The sequence below is a fragment of the Microbacterium sp. AK031 genome (assembly GCF_024807145.1).
Taxonomy (GTDB): Bacteria; Actinomycetota; Actinomycetes; order Actinomycetales; family Microbacteriaceae; genus Microbacterium.
In genome coordinates this window covers 245809-264366 of the sequence record NZ_JANUCA010000002.1, presented here as the reverse complement: position 1 = coordinate 264366, position 18558 = coordinate 245809, and the positions used below count along the sequence as shown (strand labels likewise).

Here is an 18558-nt window from a genome sequence, read left to right as displayed (position 1 = left end):
CGGTTTCGGTTCAGGCGTCGCGGCGGGCGCCGGCGGCGGGTGTCACGGTGAAGGTGTGCGGTGGTGCGAACCCGGATGCTGCGAAAGCGGCTGTCACGGCATCCGACACCGCCTGCACGGAATCACGTTCGATCAGCGCGATCGCGGAACCGCCGAATCCGCCACCGGTCATGCGTGCGCCGATGGCCCCCGCGGACAGTGCGGCCTCGACCGCCGTGTCGAGTTCCGGGACCGAGATCTCGAAGTCATCGCGCATCGACGCGTGCGAGGCGACGAGCAGGTCACCGATCGCCCTGGCGCCGCGCTCGCGCAGTGTGGTCACGGTGTCGAGCACCCGCCGATTCTCGGTCACGATGTGGCGCACCCGGCGGAAGGTCACGTCATCCATGAGCTCCTCGGCGCGGCCGAGGTCTCCGACGGACACGTCACGCAGCGCCGGCACGCCCATGATCGCGGCACCGCGTTCGCACGACTCGCGCCGCTCGCGATAGCCGCCCGTGGAATGCGAGTGCTGCACGCGGGTGTCCAAGATGAGGATCTCGAGTCCGGCCTCGGCGATGCCGACGGAGACCAGGTTGGCGTCGAGAGTGCGGCAGTCGAGGAAGATCGCCGCGTCGGGCTCCCCGAGCATGGATGCCATCTGATCCATGATCCCGGTGGGTGCTCCGACAGCCTCGTTCTCCGCGCGGCGGCCGATGCGTGCGAGCGCTGTGCGGTCGAATCCGGCGTTGTAGAGGTCGTTCAGGGCGGATGCCGTCGCCCCCTCGATCGCGGCAGACGAGGAGAGGCCCGCGCCGACCGGAACGTCGGATGCGATCGCGATGTCGACGCCTCTTCCGGCTGCGCCGGCGAGCTGCAGCGCCCAGGCGACGCCGAGCGGATACGCGGCCCATTCGGCGACTGCCGGGTGTTCGCCGGTCGGCGTCGGGAAGAAGGCCGTTAGCTCATCGACGGCGATTTCGACGGGTGCGTCGTCGGCGAACGTCGAGGCGACGCGGATGCGCCCGTCCTCGCGCATGCCGACTGCGGCATATGTGCGGTGCGGGATGGCGAACGGCAGCACGAAGCCGTCGTTGTAATCGGTGTGCTCGCCGATCAGGTTCACGCGTCCGGGTGCCGACCACACGCCGTCGGGAGCACGACCGGTCAGCTGCTCGAACAGTGCGGTCGCGGCATCCTGAGCCCTCATTCGTCGGCCTCCTCAACACGCGCGACGGCTTCGCGGATCCGAGCGGCGGACTGCTCCGGGGAGATCTCCGCGGTCCATGCCCACATGGCGGCCTCGGATCCGGCGAGGAACTTCAGCTTGTCCGCCCCTCGGCGCGGGCTCGTGAGCTCGAGGTGCAGGCGCACCGAGTCGCGGCCGACGTTCACCGGAGCCTGGTGCCACGCGGCGATGTACGGCGTCGGCGTCTCATAGAGCGCATCGACGCCGCGCAGCAGGCGCAGGTAGAGCGGGGCGAGCTCGTCGCGCTCGGCCTCGGTCGTCTCAGCGAAGTCGGCGACGTGACGGTTCGGCATGAGGTGCACCTCGACGGGCCAGCGCGCGGCGAACGGTACGAAGGCCGTCCAGTGCTCGCCCTGGAGCACGACCCGCTCCGAGCCCTGCTCGAACTCGAGGATGCGCTGGAACAGATCCGGCGCGGTGCGGTCGATGCTGCCCAGCAGTCGCTGGGTGCGCGGAGTGATGTAGGGGTAGGAGTAGATCTGTCCGTGCGGATGCGGCAGCGTGACGCCGATCGCTTCTCCGCGGTTCTCGAACGGGAAGATCTGCTGGATGCCAGGCAGTTGCGTCAGTGCAGCGGTGCGGTCGGCCCAGGCCTCGATCACGGTGCGGGCGCGCGTGACGGACTGTGTGCCGAACGAACCGGAGTGGTCGGGGCTGAAGCACACGACCTCGCAGCGACCGACAGAGGTGCGGGTGCGGCCGAGTCCGAGAGCATCGAGGTCATCGAGACCGCGTGGGGGGTTCGACGCGGCAGGTGCGGTGCCGAGTGCCTCGGTGAGAGCGGGCCCGAATGCGGGGGAGCGGTTCTCGAACACCGCGACATCGTAGAGCGACGGGACCTCTGACGGGTTCGTCGGCGTCTGCGGGGCGAGCGGGTCGACGTCGGCGCTCGGCATCATGACGCGATTCTGACGGTTGGCGGCGACCGTGATCCAGTCCCCGGTGAGAACGTCGAGGCGCATGGTCGCGGTGTCGGGACGCGGGTCGAGGGTGCGGGCGTCCACGGCGCGCTCCGCGCCCAGCGTGGTGCCGGGATCGTCGTAGTAGATGAGCTCGCGGCCGTCGGCGAGGGTCGTGGCGCGTTTGATGATGCCGGCGCCGAGTTCGGTCGCGCGCAACTCCGGAGATTCTTCGATGTTCACGTAAACACGGTACCTCTCGGGCGGTGATAACGTCAACATTCAGGAGTTGTGCGCGGGAAGCAGGCAAGAGGGGAGCCGGATGGACGAGTGGGAAGAGCTGAGTCGCCTCGCGCGAGCGGAAAAGCCGCCGTCTGGCCGCGCTTCCTCGGGCCGCGGCGCCTCGTCGGGCCGCGCCTCCTCGGGTCGCGTCTCGATGGCCATGGTCGCCGACCGTGCCGGCGTCTCCGGCCAGACCGTGTCCAGAGTCGTCAACGGCAGCCCTCGCGTCGACCCTGCCACGCGCGCCCGTGTCGAGAAAGCGATGGCCGAACTCGGCTACCGCCCGCATCGGGCCGCCCGCGCGCTGCGCACCGGACGCACTCAGACGATCGGCCTGGTCGTGACCACGCTCGCCACGGTCGGAAACTCGCGGATGCTGCAGGCCACAGCGGAAGCGGCGGAAGAACGCGGCTACGCCCTGCTGCTCGTCACCGCGGGCGGCACGGTCTCCGACGCCTTCGAGCGACTGCGCGATCAGGGCGTCGATGGTGCGATCGTCTTGAACGAGGCTTCGGCGCTCACCACGGCCGAGGACCGCCCAGAGGGACTGCGGCTCGTCGTCGTCGACGCGCCGCAGGAGACCGGGCTGCGCGTGGTGCACAGCGATCACGCGGGCGGTGCGGCGGCCGCGACGAGCAGGCTCCTCTCGCTTGGCCACCAGAACGTCTGGCACCTCGGCGGACCCGCGGACTCGTTCGCCGCGGCGGAGCGTGAGCGCGGCTGGCGAGAGAGGTTGCGAGCGGAGGGGAGCACCCCGCAACCCCTCGTGCGCGGTGACTGGTCGGCCGAATCCGGCTACGCCGCCGCAGGGGAACTGCTCGAGGCGACGGCCGTCTTCAGCGCGAACGATCAGATGGCGCTGGGTCTCATCCGCGGTCTCGTGGAGAACGGGCACAGCGTCCCGGATCAGGTCAGTGTGATCGGATTCGACGACGTGCCGGATGCCGCGAACTACCGACCACCGTTGACGACGGTCCGGCAGGACTTCACCGCACTGGCCGTCGCGGCCGTCGACGCACTGGTAGCGGACATCGAAGGCGCCGAGATCGAAGGCGCCGAGACCGGGGATGCGGCCTCCGCGTTGGACGGCGATACCCAGACCATCGTCCCGACGCTTCTGATCGAGCGAGCCAGCGCGATCAGGGTGTGAACCGCGGCGTCGGTCGAGAGCGCGCCCTCAGCGGCACTCGTCCATCTGCTCCTGCCCGTTGGAGCCGCCGTGGCGCGCGCCGCGGGGTCAGGTGGCGATGCCGAGCAGTGCGGCGACGTCGGCATCGGTGAGCCGGCCGTCGGCGACGACGCCTCGGAATGACAGCGTCACGCTCTCGCCGGCATCCAGCATCACCGGCTCCTGCCAGGCGAGAGCGGAGCCGATGCCGGGATAGCCGTCGACGCGCACGAACCAGGGATCGGATGCGGTGCGTGCGTCGTCGGCAGTGAGCGCGATTGTCGCCTCGCCGTCGGGGAAGCACGCGCTGAAGGCGATCCACGGCGACACCGTGCCGTGCGTGGCGTTCTCGCCGGAGGCGTTCGCCGTGCGCACTTCGACGTCCGATGCCGTGGGGAATCGCCAGGCGAAGCCGCCGTACCCGCCGCCGGCCCTTCCATGTGTGCCCGGGCTGCCGAGCTCGACGGGCTCGTCGCCTGCACGCAACGTCGTCCGGGTGCGGAACGTCCAGGCGCGCAGGTCGGCCGACGGATGCAGCTGCCACGACGTCTCCTCGACGAGCAGCGTCGTGCCCGCCGACGTGATCCAGTTCGACGTGGACGTGAAGCCGCGCTCGGTGCGGGAGGATGCGACGGTCTCGATCCGGCCATGGTCGTCGCGCCAACGGTAGCCGAGATCGCTCGTGTACGTCGGGCCACCCCAGAAGTTCGTGCCGTTCGCATCCTGCACGCCGATCGAGACGCCGAGGTGCCAGTCATGATCGGCAGGATGGGCGTCGGTGACGACGACGCCTCCCAAGGTGCGGACCGGGTGCAGGAAGGGGCGAGGCGCGGAAGTCGCGGTGACGCCCGATCCGTCGTCTCGTACCGCCACGACGTGCCCATCGACGGCGAGATCTTCAGTGGCTCCGGCGGGAGCGGGCTGAGCGAAAGGCGCGTGGATCTCACTGAACAGCGCACCTGCGCGGGCCGTGCGCTCGACCCAGTCGACGATGTCGTCGACGGCGACGCGATCCTCGAGCGAAGTGATTGAAGTCGCCGGAATGCGGGTGGGCTCGGGGGAGGTGCGCACGGCTTCGAGCACTTCCATGTACGCGCCGGTGTCGATGAGCGGAGAAGAAAGAGGCGTGCCGAGGTCGCGGTGATCGAGCATCTCCTCGAACAGGTCGTCGCGCCCGGTGTGCATGACGCGCCCGTCGGAGTACGTGAGATCGTCCGTCGTGTACGAGAACGACACGTCCTGCGCGGATGTGCGCACTTCAATGACGGGTTCTGAGGAGTCCGCGGATGCCAGCGTCAGCGCACCAGCCACGACGCGACCGTCGGCGAGGGTAACTCGGACGCTCGACGTGTCATCGGCTTCGATGTCGTTGGCGCGGTAGAGCTCGAGTTCGATGCCGAGGATGTCTTCGCGGCGCCGAGCACCTGCGATGCGCAGTGCGGTGGCGATCGCGTGCGAGAGTGCGTTGGTGAGCACTCCGTCCACGACGGGCTGTCCGTCGAGACTTCGCCGGCCCGCCCAGGCCGAACGATTCCAATAGGCTGTGGCGCGGGTCCAGCTCGCCCATGTGGCGACAGAAGTCGGCGTGCCGAGCGCGGCGAGCTCGCTGAGTGCGTGAGAGCCGAAGCTCTGGAAGCCGACCTGGATCGCGCGCCCTGTGCGCTCCTGGAGTGCGAGGAGCGCGGTGAACTGCCCCATCGCCGCGACGGGCGGCTTCTCGAGGTAGACGTCGGAGCCCGCTTCGAGCGCACGCGCGGCAAGCGCGAAGTGCGTGTTGGTCGGCGTGGCGACGATGACGATGTCGGGTCGGATGCCCGACTCCAGAGCGGACTCAAGCGTGGGCCAACTTGGCACATCCGAGCCGAAGCCCTCTTCTGGTCCCCCTTTCGGATCGGCGAGCGCAACGAGCTGCACCCGTGATCCGAGCCGATCCAGGTTTCGCAGGTGGACGGCGCCGAAGCCGTGCGCGCCCACGAGAAGGACGGTGGTGATACGAGATGTGGCGGTCATGTCGTCTCCAGTAGAGCGGATGCCATGGGCATCCGTTGCCACCATATCGGAAAGCGGTTACCTAGGCGACTCCTCGACTTGACTCACGCAAGTTGGTTCGCGGAAATTTCACGTGAGGCATGCATGAGCGCCATCCGGGCATCTTGACGTGGGGCAAGACGCAACCCTCCGCGTGCCACCCGCTTGCGGGGTGAGCTCCGGCGATGGGGTAGGCGCTGCCGATTCCGCCCGAGCAGAGCAACCTCACCATCCGTGTCAACGGCGAGAAGTTTGTGTGGGCTTTCGAGCCCGACGACGCACGCGGGGCGACCTACCGTAGCGGTCGGGTGGACGAAATTTCCACCGTGAGTTCACATTCGACGCCACGCTGCTGAAGCCCGAGGGAAATGAGATCACGTTGCAGATCGACGACGGCGCCGAGCACCTCTGGAATGAGGCGGCGTACGACGCGATCCGCCTCGAGATCGCGTCCTGACGCACCCGCGAGCTTGGCTGCGCGAGCGGGGCGCCCTACGATGCACTCACCACCGCATTGTCGAGCTCGTCGGCGTCCACGCCGACACGGACCGCGCGATTGGTCAGCAGCGCCCAGCACACACCGACGCTCGGGTGCACCCAGAATTCGGTGCCCGCCCAGCCACCGTGACCGTACGTGTCGCGGTCGATGAGGCCGGGTGCTCGGCTGCGCAGGTTGAAGGTGAAGCCCCAATCCTGTCCGCGCTCCTGCGGGTGCGGGTCGAGGCGGGGGATGTCGTCGGTGAGGGGACGCAGCATCATCGCGAGCCCTGTAGGAGTGAGGATGCCGTCACGTGCGCCCTCTCCGACGCGCAGCAGCTCGGCGCCGATGTTCAGCAGATCCTCCGCTCGTCCGAGGAGTCCGGCCCCGGGTGCGCGCGTGGCGCGGAACGCGTCCATGTCGAGGCCGCCGGCGGCGGCATCCGGAACGTCCACGCATCCCTCGGCGTCGAGCGTGAGCCCATGCGCACCGATCGTCGACGCCCAGTCGAGCGTCGCGGCATCCCATCTCGCACCGGTCGCATGTTCGATCATGGCGGCGATGCCCTCGAACGCGAGCGTCGAATAGCGAGAGGCGGTGCCGGCGGCGAAGTCGCGGCCGCGACTGAGCAGCTCGTCGCGCAGGGGCACCCGCGTATCGAGAGGGGGTTCCGAGATCCCGGATGTGTGGCTCGCGAGGTGGCGCAGCCGCACGACGTCATCGCGGCCGGTGCCGAAGGCCGGCAAGGCCGTCGTCAGTGGTGTCTCCGGCGTGAGCAGCCCGCGTTCGATAGCGCGGGTCGCCGTGATCCCGGTAAGCACCTTGGTGATCGAGAACAGCGGGTAGACGGCGTCCGTTCCTGCTCCGAAGCCATCGAGCGCGACGATCCCGTCGGCGGTGGCGATGCCGAGCACTGCGGTCGGCAGTCGCTCCGACTCCACATGCCGGCGGGCCCAGTCGAATGCGGCATCGAAAGGCATCACTCCACCTCGTGTCCCAGGTCGGGGCGCGGACGGAAGCGCGCTGTGGGGTCCGTCACCGATTCGAGCTCCACGATGACGACCTCATTGCGACCGGACCTGGTCACGGGGCCGGGAACGTACAGCGTGCGCTGCGGTCCTCGACGCCAGTACCTACCCAGGAAGAAGCCGTTCACCCACGCATAGCCCTTGCCCCAGCCCATGGTGTCTAGGAACAGGTCGGCCGACTCGTCGAGATCGAATGTCGCGCGCAGTCCGACCGGGCCGGCGATCGGTCCGCCCACCGGAAGGGCTGCGGCATCAGACACGGCGGCACCGAGCGCGGCGACGTCGATCGTTCGCACGCTCCACGGCCCTGGCAGGGCCTGGCCGCCGAGACGCGGGGCGCCGATCAGTCCTTTCGGCTCGCCGATCTTCTGGTCATAGTTGACGCGCCCCGTCTCCTCCACGAGCAACTTCAGCTGGCCGCCGCTCGGAAGCGCGAGCGATGCATCCCCGACGGTGCGCTGCAGTCGGCCGACCGGAGCCCCATCCCGCTCGACCCACGCATAATCGCGTACTTCGGCTTCGAGTACGCCACTGCCCGTGGCATTGGTCCGGTACTCCACCAGGACGACATCCGGCCCGAGTTCGTCCATCGTCGGCGGACGCTCGAATTCCCCGCGGTGCGTCGCTGTGAGTGAGAGGGGATCGGCGACGGCCTCGAATCCTACCGAGAACGCCGGCGCGTCGACGGGATCCGGAAGCGGCTCGTCGGGAACAGGCGCGTGCTTCGCGATGACATCGCGGAAGGCGCGGAACTTGGCCGTGACGTCTCCGGATTCGGTGATCGGCGAGTCGTAGTCGTAGCTCGTTACGAGAGGGAGATAGCGGCCGGAATCGTTCGCGCCGGCCGTGAGGCCGAAGTTCGTGCCGCCGTGCACCATGTAGATGTTCACGGATGCCCCTGCTGAGAGCAGTCGGTCGAGGTCTGCGGCGCTGTCGGCGAAGTTCGTGGTGTGGTGCTTCTCGCCCCAGTGATCGAACCACCCGCACCAGAACTCCATACACATCAGCGGGCCGGTCGGCTGATGCTCGCGGAGAATCCGCAGCCGCTCGTCGATGCGACTGCCGAATGAACCCGTCTTGTGCAGCGCGGGGTGCGCGCCGGCTTCGAGCATGTGCGGGATCGGCTGGTCGACCTGGGTGAGGGGCACGGTGATCCCGGCTTCGCGGGTGCAGCGCACGAGCGCGTCGAGATACTCCGTGTCGGCGCCGTATGCGCCGTACTCGTTCTCGATCTGCACGAGGATGACGCTGCCGCCCCGGTCGATCTGGCGTGGCGCGATGATCGCGTTCACCTTCTCGAGGAAGGATGTGACCTCGCCCAGATATGACGGGTCGCTACTGCGCAGTCGAACGTTCGCGTCGGCGGTGAGCCAGGCCGGCAGGCCGCCGTTGTGCCACTCGGCGCAGACGTACGGACCGGGACGGACGATCGCGTGCATCCCTTCCTCCGCGATGATGTCGAGGAAGCGGCCGAGATCCACGTCGCCGTCGGCGCGCCATTCGCCCTTCACCGGCTCGTGCGCGTTCCACGCGACATAGGTCTCGATCGCGTTGAGCCCCATCAGGCGCGCCTTGCGGATGCGGTCGCGCCACAGATCGGGATGCACCCGCGGGTAGTGCATCGCGCCCGAAATGATCCGATGCGGGCGTTCGTCCAAGAGGAAATCCTGCTCCCCGACCACGAAGCGAGAAGGCGTCGATGCACTCATGGTTCATTAGCCTAGGCCTGGTTCTCGTTTGCTTGCGAATCGTTTCAATCCGTAGTAACCTGACCGGCAAGCGCTTTCCCATCTGCACCCGAGGAATGCGCGCAATCCATCGCTGCACACACGGACACGGACGTTCCGCGGCACAGAACGCGGACGTTCACAGAGAGGAACAAAGATGTTCAGCAAGAAGCGGATCACGGCCGTCGCGGCCATCGCCGCCGGGACGGCACTCGTGCTGTCCGGCTGCTCAGGCGGTGGAGGCGGCACGGATGCCGAGCCGACGTTCGACCCCGACGAGAAGGTCACACTGAACTTCACCTGGTGGGGCAACGATGATCGCGCCGAGCGCTACAACGCGCTCATCGACGCATTCAATGAGGAATACCCGAACATCACGATCAACGGTCAGTTCATGGACTTCCCCAGCTACTGGGAAAAGCGCCAGACCGAGGCTGCCGGCGGCGGCCTGCCCGACGTCTGGCAGTTCTCCGACAGCTACCTGCGTCAGTACGGCGAACCGGGCTATGTGCTCGATCTCGATACCGTCAAGGATCACATCGACTTCTCGACGTTCGACGACTCCCTGCTTGGCACCGGTCAGCTGAACGGAACCCAGTACTCTCTGCCGACCGGCTACAGTGCGTGGGCGAACTTCGTGAACGAAGATCTCATCGTGGCGAACTCCCTCACTCCGCCCGAAGGCGGCACGACGTTCGATGAGTTCTACGACTGGATGGCCGACGTCGCGGAGCAGAGTGACGGCGCCGTCTATGGCGGCACCGATGTGACGCAGCGAATCCAGACGCTCGAACTCATGCTGCGGGCCGACGGTAAAAACCTGTACACCGACGACGGCAAGCTCGGCTTCACGGAGGAGGAGCTCGCGGAGTTCTGGTCATCGGGGCAGGATCTGCGCGACGGGATCACGATTCCGCAGAGCAAACTCGAAGAAATCACGCCGAAGTCTGGTTTCGGCGCGGGACTCACCGCCACGGAGACGAGCTGGAGCAACTTCCTTGGCGGCTACCTCGCCGATTCCGGTGCGGCCTCGATCAGCCTCATCGCGCCGCCGACCGTGAAGGAAGGCTCCAAGGACCTGTATCGCCAGGCCGGTCTGCAGATGGCCATCTCCGCTGAGACCGAGCACCCCGAGGCTGCTGCGATCTTCCTCGACTATGTCGTCAACAGTCCAGAGTCCGGCGAGATCTTCGGAACGACCCTCGGGTTCCCAGCATCCACCTCCAAGCTCGAGGGCGCGGTCCTCGAGGGCCAGGACAAGCAGGTCGCCGACTACCTCGAATCGGTCGCTGCCCGCATCGGTGATGCGCCCCCGATCCCGGTGGTCGGGTACGGAGCGCTCGAGCAGAAGTTCTGGGATCTCGGCAAGGCGCTCGGCCTCGGGGCGATCACCGTGGACGACGCTGTCGCGCAGTTCTTCGCCGAGGCGAACGTCGTCCTCGTTAGCTGAACCGACTGACCGCACAGCGAGAAAGACCAGGAAAGATCATGGCAACGGATTCGGGCGCTCTGACGGCGCACGCACGAACGGCCGAAGCCGTCCCCGGCCCGGCGGGTGACCGCAGGGCCGGGGGTGCCAGGACACCCACACGCGGCCTCTCAGTGCGTCGTCGCGAGAACGCAGCGGGATATCTTTTCCTCTCGCCGTGGTTGATCGGCTTCTTTGTGCTCACCGCGGGCCCGATGCTGTACTCGCTGTATCTCGCGTTCACGAACTACAACATCTTCACGCCGCCGCAGTGGATCGGGCTCGGCAACTTCGAGCGGATGATGCAAGACGAGGTGTGGTGGGGATCCGTCCGCATCACCCTGATCTACGTCCTCGTCGGAACGCCGATCAAGCTGGCGGCCGCGCTCGGGGTCGCGATGCTGCTCAACTACCGCAGCCGTGGCACTGGCTTCTTCCGCTCCGCGTTCTATGCTCCTTCGCTGATCGGAGCGAGCGTGAGCATCGCCATCGTCTGGCGGGCCATGTTCTCCACCGATGGTCCTGTAGACAGCACGCTGAGCGTCTTCGGGCTGGAGATCGGCGGATGGGTCGGCGTTCCTGCCCTCATCCTGCCGATGATGATCTTGCTGGCCGTCTGGCAGTTCGGCGCACCGATGGTCATCTTCCTCGCAGGCCTCAAGCAGGTTCCGCAGGAGCTGTATGAGGCGGCTTCCGTCGATGGCGCTGGGCCGGTGCGCAAGTTCCTCAGTGTCACACTCCCGATGCTCTCGCCCGTCATCTTCTTCAATCTGCTGCTGGAGATGATCCACGCCTTCCAGATCTTCGCGTCGGCGTACATCATCGGATCCGGCACAGGAGGCCCTGCCGGAGCGACCAACTTCTACACGGTGTACCTCTACACCCGCGCCTTCACGAACTCGCAGATGGGGTACGCCTCCGCGATGGCCTGGGCGCTGTTGCTCGCCGTCGCGGTCATTGCCTTCGTCATGTTCCGCACCTCCAAGTCGTGGGTGCACTACGCGGGAGACAACCGATGAGCACTATGGGACCCGAGACCATCGCCGCTGTCCTGCCGCAGGGCGTGGCGGCGCCTTCGCGTCGACCGTTCGGAAAGCGCAGCACGTGGAAGACGGTGGCATGGGCGATCGTGATGGTCGTGCTGGTGGCGATCGTTCTCTATCCGCTCGCTTGGATGTTGTCGGCGTCGTTCAAACCGACGGCCGAGTTCGGGGCCAACCAGGGCTTCTTCCCGGAGAACCCCACGGTCGATAACTACTTCAAGGTGCTGGAGGGGATCGGAGGCGTCCCGCTTTGGCGGTTCTTCCTCAACTCCTTCCTGCTCGCCATCGGATCGGTGATCGGAACGGTGATCTCCGCCTCACTCGCCGCTTACGCATTCGCTCGGATCCGCTTCAAGGGTGGCGGCGTATGGTTCGCGATCATGATCGGCACGCTGTTGCTGCCTTTCCACGTGCTGATCATCCCGCAGTACATGCTCTTCCGTAGTCTCGACCTCGTCGACACGTTCGCTCCGCTGCTGGTGGGCAAGTTTCTCGCGACCGAGGCCTTCTTCGTGTTCCTCATCGTGCAGTTCATCCGCGCCCTGCCTCGGGACATGGACGAAGCCGCCCGCATCGACGGCTGCGGACATGGGCGCATCTATTGGTCGATCATCCTGCCGCTGATCAAGCCCGCCCTCGTCACCGCGTCGATCTTCGCGTTCATCTGGAGCTGGAACGACTTCCTCGGTCCGCTGCTGTACTTGAACTCGACGGAGAACTACCCGCTCCCACTGGCGCTGCGTGTCTTCAATGACCAGACGAGCACTTCGGACTACGGCGCAACGGTGGCAGTGTCGGTGCTGGCGCTGCTGCCGATTCTGCTGTTCTTCATCGTTTTTCAGCGCTTCCTCGTCGAGGGCGTCTCCACGCAGGGGCTGAAGGGATGAGCCGCGCGCCTCGCCGCGGGCGCTCCCTCGAGCCGGATGGCAGCGTGCTGCGCTGGCCGGGAGCGCGAGCGAGATTCGCCCTGTTCGGCGAAGCGCTATGGACCGGCATCCTCATGGCAATCACCTGCGTGCCGATCGTGACCTGGCCAGCTGCCGTCGCGGCGGGCACAGCGCACCTGCGCCGCTACATCCATGCCGAGGCCACGCCCGCGTCGGAGTTCTTCCGCGACGTGTGGAGGGCGCTTCCCGGCGGAGCGCTTCTGGGAGGGGTGACCGTGGCGCTCGGGGCGCTCGCGGGCGTGAATCTCGCGCTCGCCGCGGGAGGGATGATCCCCGGTGGTGTCCCGGCTGCGATCGTGGCCGTCATCATCGGCGGAGGCGCCTTCGTGATCACGGTCGTCGCCGCCGGCGTATGGTCACCCGGAGTCCGCTGGCGGCACCTGCTCCGAGCCGCCCCGCGGCTCGTGGTCGCCGACTTCTCCAGTGCCGCCTTCACAGTGGTCGCCCTCATTCTCGCCGGCGTCATCACCTGGCAGTTCCTGCCGCTCGGCGTCCCCGCGCTCGGTCTCGTCGCGTTTGCGCTCGTTGCGATCGCGGAACGTCGTCTTGTTCGACTCGCCGATCCATTGCGATGAGGATCGTAGCGCGACGCCTGGGGCGATGCTTGCGGGACACGTCAACAACTGCATAGACTCAAAGTTACGGAAAGCGCTTACCCGCACGGCGTGAGCGAAGAAAGAAGGAACGACAGTGTCAGAGACGACCACGCTCGCCGCGACGCCCGCGGCACCCGTCCAGCCTCAGGTGCGCGAGATCGGCATCATCATGAACGGCGTCTCCGGGCGCATGGGCTACCGGCAGCACCTGGTGCGCAGCATCCTCGCGATCCGTGACCAAGGCGGGATCGAGCTTTCCGACGGCACCAAAGTCACGGTCAAGCCGATCCTCGTCGGACGCAACGAGGCCAAGCTCGCAGAGCTCGCCGCCCTGCACGGCATCGAGGATTACACCACCGACCTCGATGCCGCGCTCGCCGACCCGAAGTGGGAGATCTACGCCGACTTCCTCGTGACGAAGGCCCGCGCATCCGCCATCCGCAAGGCGATCGCCGCAGGCAAGGCGATCTACACCGAGAAGCCGACCGCCGAGTCGCTGGAGGAGGCCCTCGAGCTCGCGCGTCTTGCGAAGGATGCCGGAGTCAAGACCGGCGTCGTGCATGACAAGCTCTATCTCCCGGGCCTGCAGAAGCTCAAGCGGCTGATCGACTCGGGCTTCTTCGGCCGCATCCTCTCCGTCCGCGGCGAGTTCGGCTACTGGGTGTTCGAGGGCGACTGGCAGCCCGCTCAGAGGCCGAGCTGGAACTACCGCACCGAAGACGGCGGCGGCATCATCACCGACATGTTCCCGCACTGGAACTACGTGCTCGAGAACCTGTTCGGCGAGGTCAAGAGCGTCTACGCGCAGGCCGCGATCCACATCCCGGAGCGCTGGGACGAGAAGGGTGAGAAGTACGTCGCGACCGCGGAAGACGCCGCCTACGGCATCTTCGAACTCGAGGGCGGCATCGTGGCGGAGATCAACTCCAGCTGGACCGTGCGCGTGAACAGAGACGAGCTCGTCGAGTTCCAGGTCGACGGCACTCACGGCTCAGCCGTCGTCGGACTGTTCGGTGCGAAGATCCAGCCGCGCAACGCCACCCCGAAGCCGGTGTGGAATCCCGACCTCGAAGACACCCGCGACTACGATGCCGACTGGCAGAGCGTGCCGACCAACGACGTGTTCCTCAACGGCTTCCGCCAGCAGTGGGAGGAGTACCTGACCTCATACGTCGAAGGCACCGACTATCCGTTCGACCTGCTCGCCGGCGCCAAGGGCGTGCAGTTCGCCGAGGCCGGCCTCACCTCGAGCGCCGAGGGTCGCAAGGTCACGATCGAGCCGCTGAGCCTGTCATGAGCACTCTTCGCCTTCTCGCGCCGGACGGCACCGCATCGGATGCCGCGCTGAACGACTCCGGAATCTACGCTCGCCCCACCGCCGCGCTGCAGAGCCGCGTCGCCTACGCCGCCGCGCACGTGGTGCCCAAGGCGCACGCGGACAACACGCCGGGGCAGCCGGCCGACATCGATTGGGACGCGACTCTCGCGTTCCGCCGCAATGTCTACTCCTGGGGTCTCGGAGTCGCCGACGCCATGGACACCGCGCAGCGCAACATGGGGCTGGATGCCGCGGCCACCCGCGAACTCATCGCCCGCAGCGCGCAGGTAGCGCGGGAAGAGGGCGGGTCGGTCGTGGTCGGCGTCAACACCGACCACCTCGATGCGACGCACGTCACCCTCGATCAGGTGATCGACGCCTACAAGGAGCAACTGCACTTCACCGAGGAGCAGGATGGGGCGGGCCCGGTCCTGATGGCATCGCGCCACCTGGCGCGGGTGGCGAAGGATGCCGAGGACTACCGCCGTGTGTACCGCGAAGTGCTGCAGTCGGCGACCGTGCCGGTCGTGCTGCACTGGCTCGGCACCGCGTTCGACCCGGAGCTTGCGGGCTATTTCGGTGCGGACGACTGGCAGACGGCATCCGAGGTTCTCCTGCAGATCATCGCGGAGAATCAGGACAAGGTCGTCGGCATCAAGATGAGCCTGCTGAACGCCGAGTCCGAGATCTCGGTGCGCGAGCGGCTGCCGGAGGGCGTGCGCATGTTCACCGGCGACGACTTCAATTACGTCGGACTGATCGGGGGCGACTCGATCGGCGAGGGCGATGGTCATTCGGATGCTCTGCTGGGTGCGTTCGCGGCGATCACGCCGGTGGCATCCGCTGCGATCCAGGCGCTCGACGCGGGTGACCCTGAGGCGTACCGGCGCATCCTCGGCCCCACCGAAGAGCTCAGCCGCCAGGTGTTCGCGTCACCGACGTTCTATTACAAGACCGGTGTCGCGTTCCTTTCGTGGCTCAACGGGCACCAGCCGGCGTTCCAGATGGTCTCCGGTCTGCACTCGGCCAGGAGCCTGCCGCATCTCAGCCGCATCGTCGAGCTCGCGAACGCCTCGCTCGCCCTCGAGAGCCCCGAACTCGCCCGCGAGCGCTGGCACGGGATGCTGCAGCTGAACGGTGTCGATACAGGAAGGATCGGTGTATGAGCGCGCCGAACCCGGTACAGATGGCAGTCGAAGGCGCACCTGTCAGCCGACACGCCGAGGAAGCGGCTGACATCCGTGATTTGGACCGACAAGTGTCCCCGGACCCACGACTGTCGATCAACCAGGCGACCATCAAGCATGCGAATCTCGAGACCGCACTGCGGGTCACTGCCGGCGCAGGCGTCCAGGCGATCGGTCTCTGGCGTGAGCCGGTGAACGAGGTCGGGCTCGACGTGGCGGCGCGGATGCTGTCCGATTCAGGCCTGCGATTCTCCACGCACTGCCGGGGCGGGTTCTTCACGCTGCCGGAGGGCCCGCAGCGCATCGCAGCGCTCGACGACAACCGCAGGGCGATCGAGGAGACGGCGACGCTCGCCGCAGCAGGCGCCGAAGGTTCGACCGCCGTGCTCGTGCTCGTCGCCGGCGGTCTTCCTGAGGGCGACCGCGACCTCCCCGGCGCGCGCGAGCGGGTGCGCGACGCGATCGGCGCGCTGGCCCCGGACGCGAAGGCCGCAGGTGTGACGCTGGCGATCGAGCCGCTGCATCCGATGTACGCGTCCGACCGCGCGGTCGTCTCTACACTCGGTCAGGCGCTCGACATCGCCTCGGATTTCGATGCCGAGGTCGTAGGCGCAGCCGTCGACACCTTCCACATCTGGTGGGACCCGCAGGCGCTGGAGCAGATCGCCAGGGCAGGTAGCGAAGGGCGCATCGCGACTTATCAGGTGTGCGACTGGAAGACCCCGTTGCCCGCCGACGTGCTGCTCGGAAGGCACTACATGGGCGACGGCGTGATCGACTTCGCATCGCTCACCGAGGCCGTGATCGCGACCGGTTACGACCGCGACATCGAGGTGGAGATCTTCAACGCCGACATCTGGGCCGATGCCCCGGAGAGCGTCGTGCGCCGCACCGCCGAGGCGTTCACCGCAGCCGTGTCGCCGCATCTGCGTTGATCCCGCACGCTCGTTAGGATCAACGCATGACACCTCGTGAATCGCGTCCGCGCTCCGACACGCCGACGCTCCACGACGTCGCACGGGAGGCGGGGGTGTCACTCGCGACGGCCTCTCGCGTACTGAACGGCTCGACGCGCAAGGTCGCCGAGTCGTTCCGTGAGCGCGTCGAAGAAGCGGCCGGACGGCTCGGCTACACCGCGAACGCCTCGGCTCAGGCCACGGCGCGCGGAACGTCAGCGGTGATCGCCCTGCTCGTGGCCGATATCGCGGACCCGTACTTCGGTCAGATCACCTCGGGCGTCGCGCGCGGCGCCGATGAAGAGGGCCTCATCGTCACCGTCGCGATCACCGAGCGCGACGTCGAGCGTGAGAGGAAGATCCTCCGCGCGTTGCGTGGGCAGCATCCGCGTGGTGTGATCCTTGCGGCATCGCGGACGGATGCCGGCGAGGGGTCCACCGACGAGGAGCTGTCCGCTTTCCGCTCGCTGGGCGCCCGCACCGTGACGTTCGGGGCGGGCGGCGATCGCAGCGTCCGGATCGACAACCGCGGTGGCGCCGAGCGTCTGGGGCGTGAGATGGCGCGTCTCGGCTACCGCCAGGCGATCGTCATCGGGGCCGCGGAAGGCGTTCGCACATCCGATGATCGCCTGCGTGGCTTCCGCGCCGGATTCGAAGACGGCGGTGGCACGGTCTCGCGAGAGTACCGGGGTAGTTTCGCACGTGAATCCGGGACGTCGTCGATGGCAGCCGCGCTCGCCGACGGCGTGGAACCGGGCACCCTCGTGTTCGCGCTCAGCGACGTGATCGCTATCGGCGCGATGACGGCGATCCGCGACGCAGGGCGCTCGGTCGGTGCTGATATCGCGATGTGCGGATTCGACGACATCCCCGTGAGCCGCGACGTCACTCCTCAGCTCACAACCGTCTGCGTGCCGCTGAGCGACTTCGGGTACCAGGCGTTCCGGGCGACGGTCGACGAGGAATGGCAGCAGATCGAAGCCCCTCTGGAGGTGCTCGTGCGTGCGAGCACGCCTGCCGTCTCCGCAGCGCAGGGAACCGCGCGATGACCCGCGTCGTCGTCGCGCCGGACAGCTTCAAGGGAACGATCACGGCAGCGGATGCCGCGGCGGCGATCGCGCGCGGATGGCGATCCGTCGATCCTGCAGCTGAGATCGTGCTCAGGCCCATGGCCGACGGCGGAGAGGGCACGGTGTCGGCTTTCGCCACCGCGGTCGACGGGGCGGAGCGGATGCCGCTCACTGTCGATGGTCCTGCGGGGGAGCCGGTGGAGACGGATTGGCTGCTCCTCCCGGCATCCGACGAAGCGCCGCACGGCACCGCGGTGATCGATGTCGCCTCGACATCAGGCATCGAGTTGCTCGACGAGTTGCGCCCGTTCGAGGCGCATTCCCGTGGATTCGGCCAGGCCATCGCCGCCGCCCTCGAACACGGCGTCTCGCGCGTCGTGCTCGGGACCGGTTCGAGCGCGTCGACGGACGGCGGCATCGGGATGCTGTCAGCACTCGGTGCACGATTCGTCGATGCCGACGGAATCGAGGTCGGACCAGGCGCAGGCGGTCTTCTGAGTGTTGCGGCAGCCGACCTGTCAGAGTTGCGTGCGGCTCCCGAGGTGCTCGTGCTCTCCGATGTGACGAATCCGCTCACCGGCGCCCGTGGTGCCGCCCACGTTTTCGGACCACAGAAGGGGCTGGTGGATGCTGCCGATCGTGACAGCGTCGACGCCGCACTAGTGCGCCTCGCCGAGCTTCTCGACCTCGATCCGTCGACCAGCGGAGCGGGTGCCGCCGGCGGCGTGGGCGGGGCGCTGGTCGCCTGGGGCGCGCGGCTGGTGCCGGGCGCTGGAGAGGTCGCGCGGCTCATCTCGCTGGCCTCGGAGGTGAGCGCTGCCGATGTCGTCATCACCGGCGAAGGCTCGTACGACGGCCAGTCGGGCGACGGCAAGGTTCCCTCGTTCGTCGCCGCGCTCGCGGCAGATGCCGGTGTGCCGGCGTTGATCGTCGCCGGACGCATCACCGCGGATGCCGATCGCGGTCTGTTCGAGGCATCCGCCTCTCTGACCGAGCTCGCGGGGTCGTCGGACGCCGCGCTCTCCGAACCGGCGCACTGGCTCACCGCCGCTGGGGCGGTTCTCGCGGAGAGCGCTTCCCGCCCGGATTGACACGGCCGTGAAGCACAAGCGATTTCGTCTCGCCTTCGGTTGAG

The 18558-nt window shown here is 67.4% G+C and carries 15 protein-coding genes; 10 read left to right on the top strand and 5 right to left on the bottom strand.

Going from position 1 to position 18558, the window contains the following annotated elements; genetic code table 11:
* Positions 1–10: 10 nt before the first annotated feature.
* Both galK and galT read right to left on the bottom strand, forming a co-directional pair.
* Positions 11–1189 (bottom strand): galactokinase, encoded by a 1179-nt coding sequence (gene galK, locus HDC95_RS06570; protein WP_259062496.1) that lies wholly within the window; start codon positions 1187–1189, stop codon positions 11–13.
* Positions 1186–2370, bottom strand: coding sequence for a galactose-1-phosphate uridylyltransferase (galT, locus tag HDC95_RS06565; protein ID WP_259062495.1), 1185 nt, complete (start codon positions 2368–2370; stop codon positions 1186–1188). The genes galK and galT overlap by 4 nt, the downstream gene beginning before the upstream one ends.
* 193 nt (positions 2371–2563) lie before the next feature.
* On the opposite strand from galT, the gene HDC95_RS06560 reads away from it, so the two are divergent.
* Entirely contained in the window at positions 2564–3559 is a 996-nt protein-coding gene (locus tag HDC95_RS06560; RefSeq protein WP_259062840.1) for a LacI family DNA-binding transcriptional regulator, read from the top strand.
* A gap of 87 nt (positions 3560–3646) precedes the next feature.
* Here HDC95_RS06560 and HDC95_RS06555 read toward each other — a convergent pair whose 3' ends face one another.
* The 3 genes from HDC95_RS06555 to HDC95_RS06545 form a co-directional block, all read right to left on the bottom strand.
* A complete protein-coding gene (locus HDC95_RS06555) occupies positions 3647–5587 on the bottom strand; it encodes a DUF6807 family protein (RefSeq protein WP_259062494.1) in 1941 nt (646 codons plus the stop codon).
* A gap of 510 nt (positions 5588–6097) precedes the next feature.
* Positions 6098–7063, bottom strand: a complete 966-nt coding sequence (locus tag HDC95_RS06550) for a serine hydrolase (protein WP_259062493.1) — start codon at positions 7061–7063, stop codon at positions 6098–6100.
* Positions 7063–8820: a beta-galactosidase family protein gene (locus HDC95_RS06545; RefSeq protein ID WP_259062492.1), complete on the bottom strand. Its 1758-nt coding sequence runs from the start codon at positions 8818–8820 to the stop codon at positions 7063–7065. Before HDC95_RS06545 ends, HDC95_RS06550 begins: the two co-directional genes overlap by 1 nt.
* A 175-nt stretch (positions 8821–8995) precedes the next feature.
* Here HDC95_RS06545 and HDC95_RS06540 point away from each other — a divergent pair, with 175 nt between their 5' ends.
* The 9 genes from HDC95_RS06540 to HDC95_RS06500 all read left to right on the top strand — a co-directional run bounded on the left by HDC95_RS06540 (position 8996) and on the right by HDC95_RS06500 (position 18514).
* Positions 8996–10288, top strand: a complete 1293-nt coding sequence (locus HDC95_RS06540) for an ABC transporter substrate-binding protein (protein ID WP_259062490.1) — start codon at positions 8996–8998, stop codon at positions 10286–10288.
* 38 nt (positions 10289–10326) lie between these two features.
* Positions 10327–11325, top strand: a complete 999-nt coding sequence (locus tag HDC95_RS06535) for a carbohydrate ABC transporter permease (protein WP_259062489.1) — start codon at positions 10327–10329, stop codon at positions 11323–11325.
* The gene (locus HDC95_RS06530; protein ID WP_259062488.1) at positions 11322–12236 is read left to right on the top strand and encodes a carbohydrate ABC transporter permease; all 915 of its coding nucleotides are present in this window, start codon (positions 11322–11324) and stop codon (positions 12234–12236) included. Before HDC95_RS06535 ends, HDC95_RS06530 begins: the two co-directional genes overlap by 4 nt.
* Positions 12233–12871, top strand: coding sequence for a hypothetical protein (locus HDC95_RS06525; RefSeq protein WP_259062487.1), 639 nt, complete (start codon positions 12233–12235; stop codon positions 12869–12871). The genes HDC95_RS06530 and HDC95_RS06525 overlap by 4 nt, the downstream gene beginning before the upstream one ends.
* A gap of 190 nt (positions 12872–13061) precedes the next feature.
* Entirely contained in the window at positions 13062–14189 is a 1128-nt protein-coding gene (locus tag HDC95_RS06520) for a Gfo/Idh/MocA family protein (protein ID WP_259062839.1), read from the top strand.
* On the top strand, positions 14186–15376 hold the full coding sequence (locus HDC95_RS06515) for a dihydrodipicolinate synthase family protein (protein WP_259062486.1): 1191 nt from the start codon (positions 14186–14188) through the stop codon (positions 15374–15376). Before HDC95_RS06520 ends, HDC95_RS06515 begins: the two co-directional genes overlap by 4 nt.
* Positions 15377–15468: 92 nt before the next feature.
* On the top strand, positions 15469–16332 hold the full coding sequence (locus tag HDC95_RS06510; RefSeq protein WP_259062838.1) for a sugar phosphate isomerase/epimerase: 864 nt from the start codon (positions 15469–15471) through the stop codon (positions 16330–16332).
* Positions 16333–16358: 26 nt separating this feature from the next.
* Complete coding sequence (locus HDC95_RS06505) at positions 16359–17402, top strand: LacI family DNA-binding transcriptional regulator (protein ID WP_259062485.1); 1044 nt, start codon at positions 16359–16361, stop codon at positions 17400–17402.
* Positions 17399–18514: a glycerate kinase gene (locus tag HDC95_RS06500; RefSeq protein WP_259062484.1), complete on the top strand. Its 1116-nt coding sequence runs from the start codon at positions 17399–17401 to the stop codon at positions 18512–18514. The genes HDC95_RS06505 and HDC95_RS06500 overlap by 4 nt, the downstream gene beginning before the upstream one ends.
* The last annotated feature ends 44 nt before the right edge of the window (positions 18515–18558 follow it).

Excerpts from the sequence above, each read along its gene's own strand:
- HDC95_RS06525 (WP_259062487.1), top strand. The coding sequence starts at position 12,233 with ATGAGCCGCGCGCCTCGCCGCGGGCGCTCCCTCGAGCCGGATGGCAGC.
- galK (WP_259062496.1), bottom strand. The coding sequence starts at position 1,189 with ATGAGGGCTCAGGATGCCGCGACCGCACTGTTCGAGCAGCTGACCGGT.
- HDC95_RS06540 (WP_259062490.1), top strand. The coding sequence starts at position 8,996 with ATGTTCAGCAAGAAGCGGATCACGGCCGTCGCGGCCATCGCCGCCGGG.
- HDC95_RS06535 (WP_259062489.1), top strand. The coding sequence starts at position 10,327 with ATGGCAACGGATTCGGGCGCTCTGACGGCGCACGCACGAACGGCCGAA.
- HDC95_RS06515 (WP_259062486.1), top strand. The coding sequence starts at position 14,186 with ATGAGCACTCTTCGCCTTCTCGCGCCGGACGGCACCGCATCGGATGCC.
- HDC95_RS06550 (WP_259062493.1), bottom strand. The coding sequence starts at position 7,063 with ATGCCTTTCGATGCCGCATTCGACTGGGCCCGCCGGCATGTGGAGTCG.
- HDC95_RS06520 (WP_259062839.1), top strand. The coding sequence starts at position 13,062 with ATGAACGGCGTCTCCGGGCGCATGGGCTACCGGCAGCACCTGGTGCGC.
- HDC95_RS06560 (WP_259062840.1), top strand. The coding sequence starts at position 2,564 with ATGGCCATGGTCGCCGACCGTGCCGGCGTCTCCGGCCAGACCGTGTCC.
- HDC95_RS06500 (WP_259062484.1), top strand. The coding sequence starts at position 17,399 with ATGACCCGCGTCGTCGTCGCGCCGGACAGCTTCAAGGGAACGATCACG.
- HDC95_RS06530 (WP_259062488.1), top strand. The coding sequence starts at position 11,322 with ATGAGCACTATGGGACCCGAGACCATCGCCGCTGTCCTGCCGCAGGGC.
- HDC95_RS06555 (WP_259062494.1), bottom strand. The coding sequence starts at position 5,587 with ATGACCGCCACATCTCGTATCACCACCGTCCTTCTCGTGGGCGCGCAC.
- HDC95_RS06545 (WP_259062492.1), bottom strand. The coding sequence starts at position 8,820 with ATGAGTGCATCGACGCCTTCTCGCTTCGTGGTCGGGGAGCAGGATTTC.
- HDC95_RS06505 (WP_259062485.1), top strand. The coding sequence starts at position 16,359 with ATGACACCTCGTGAATCGCGTCCGCGCTCCGACACGCCGACGCTCCAC.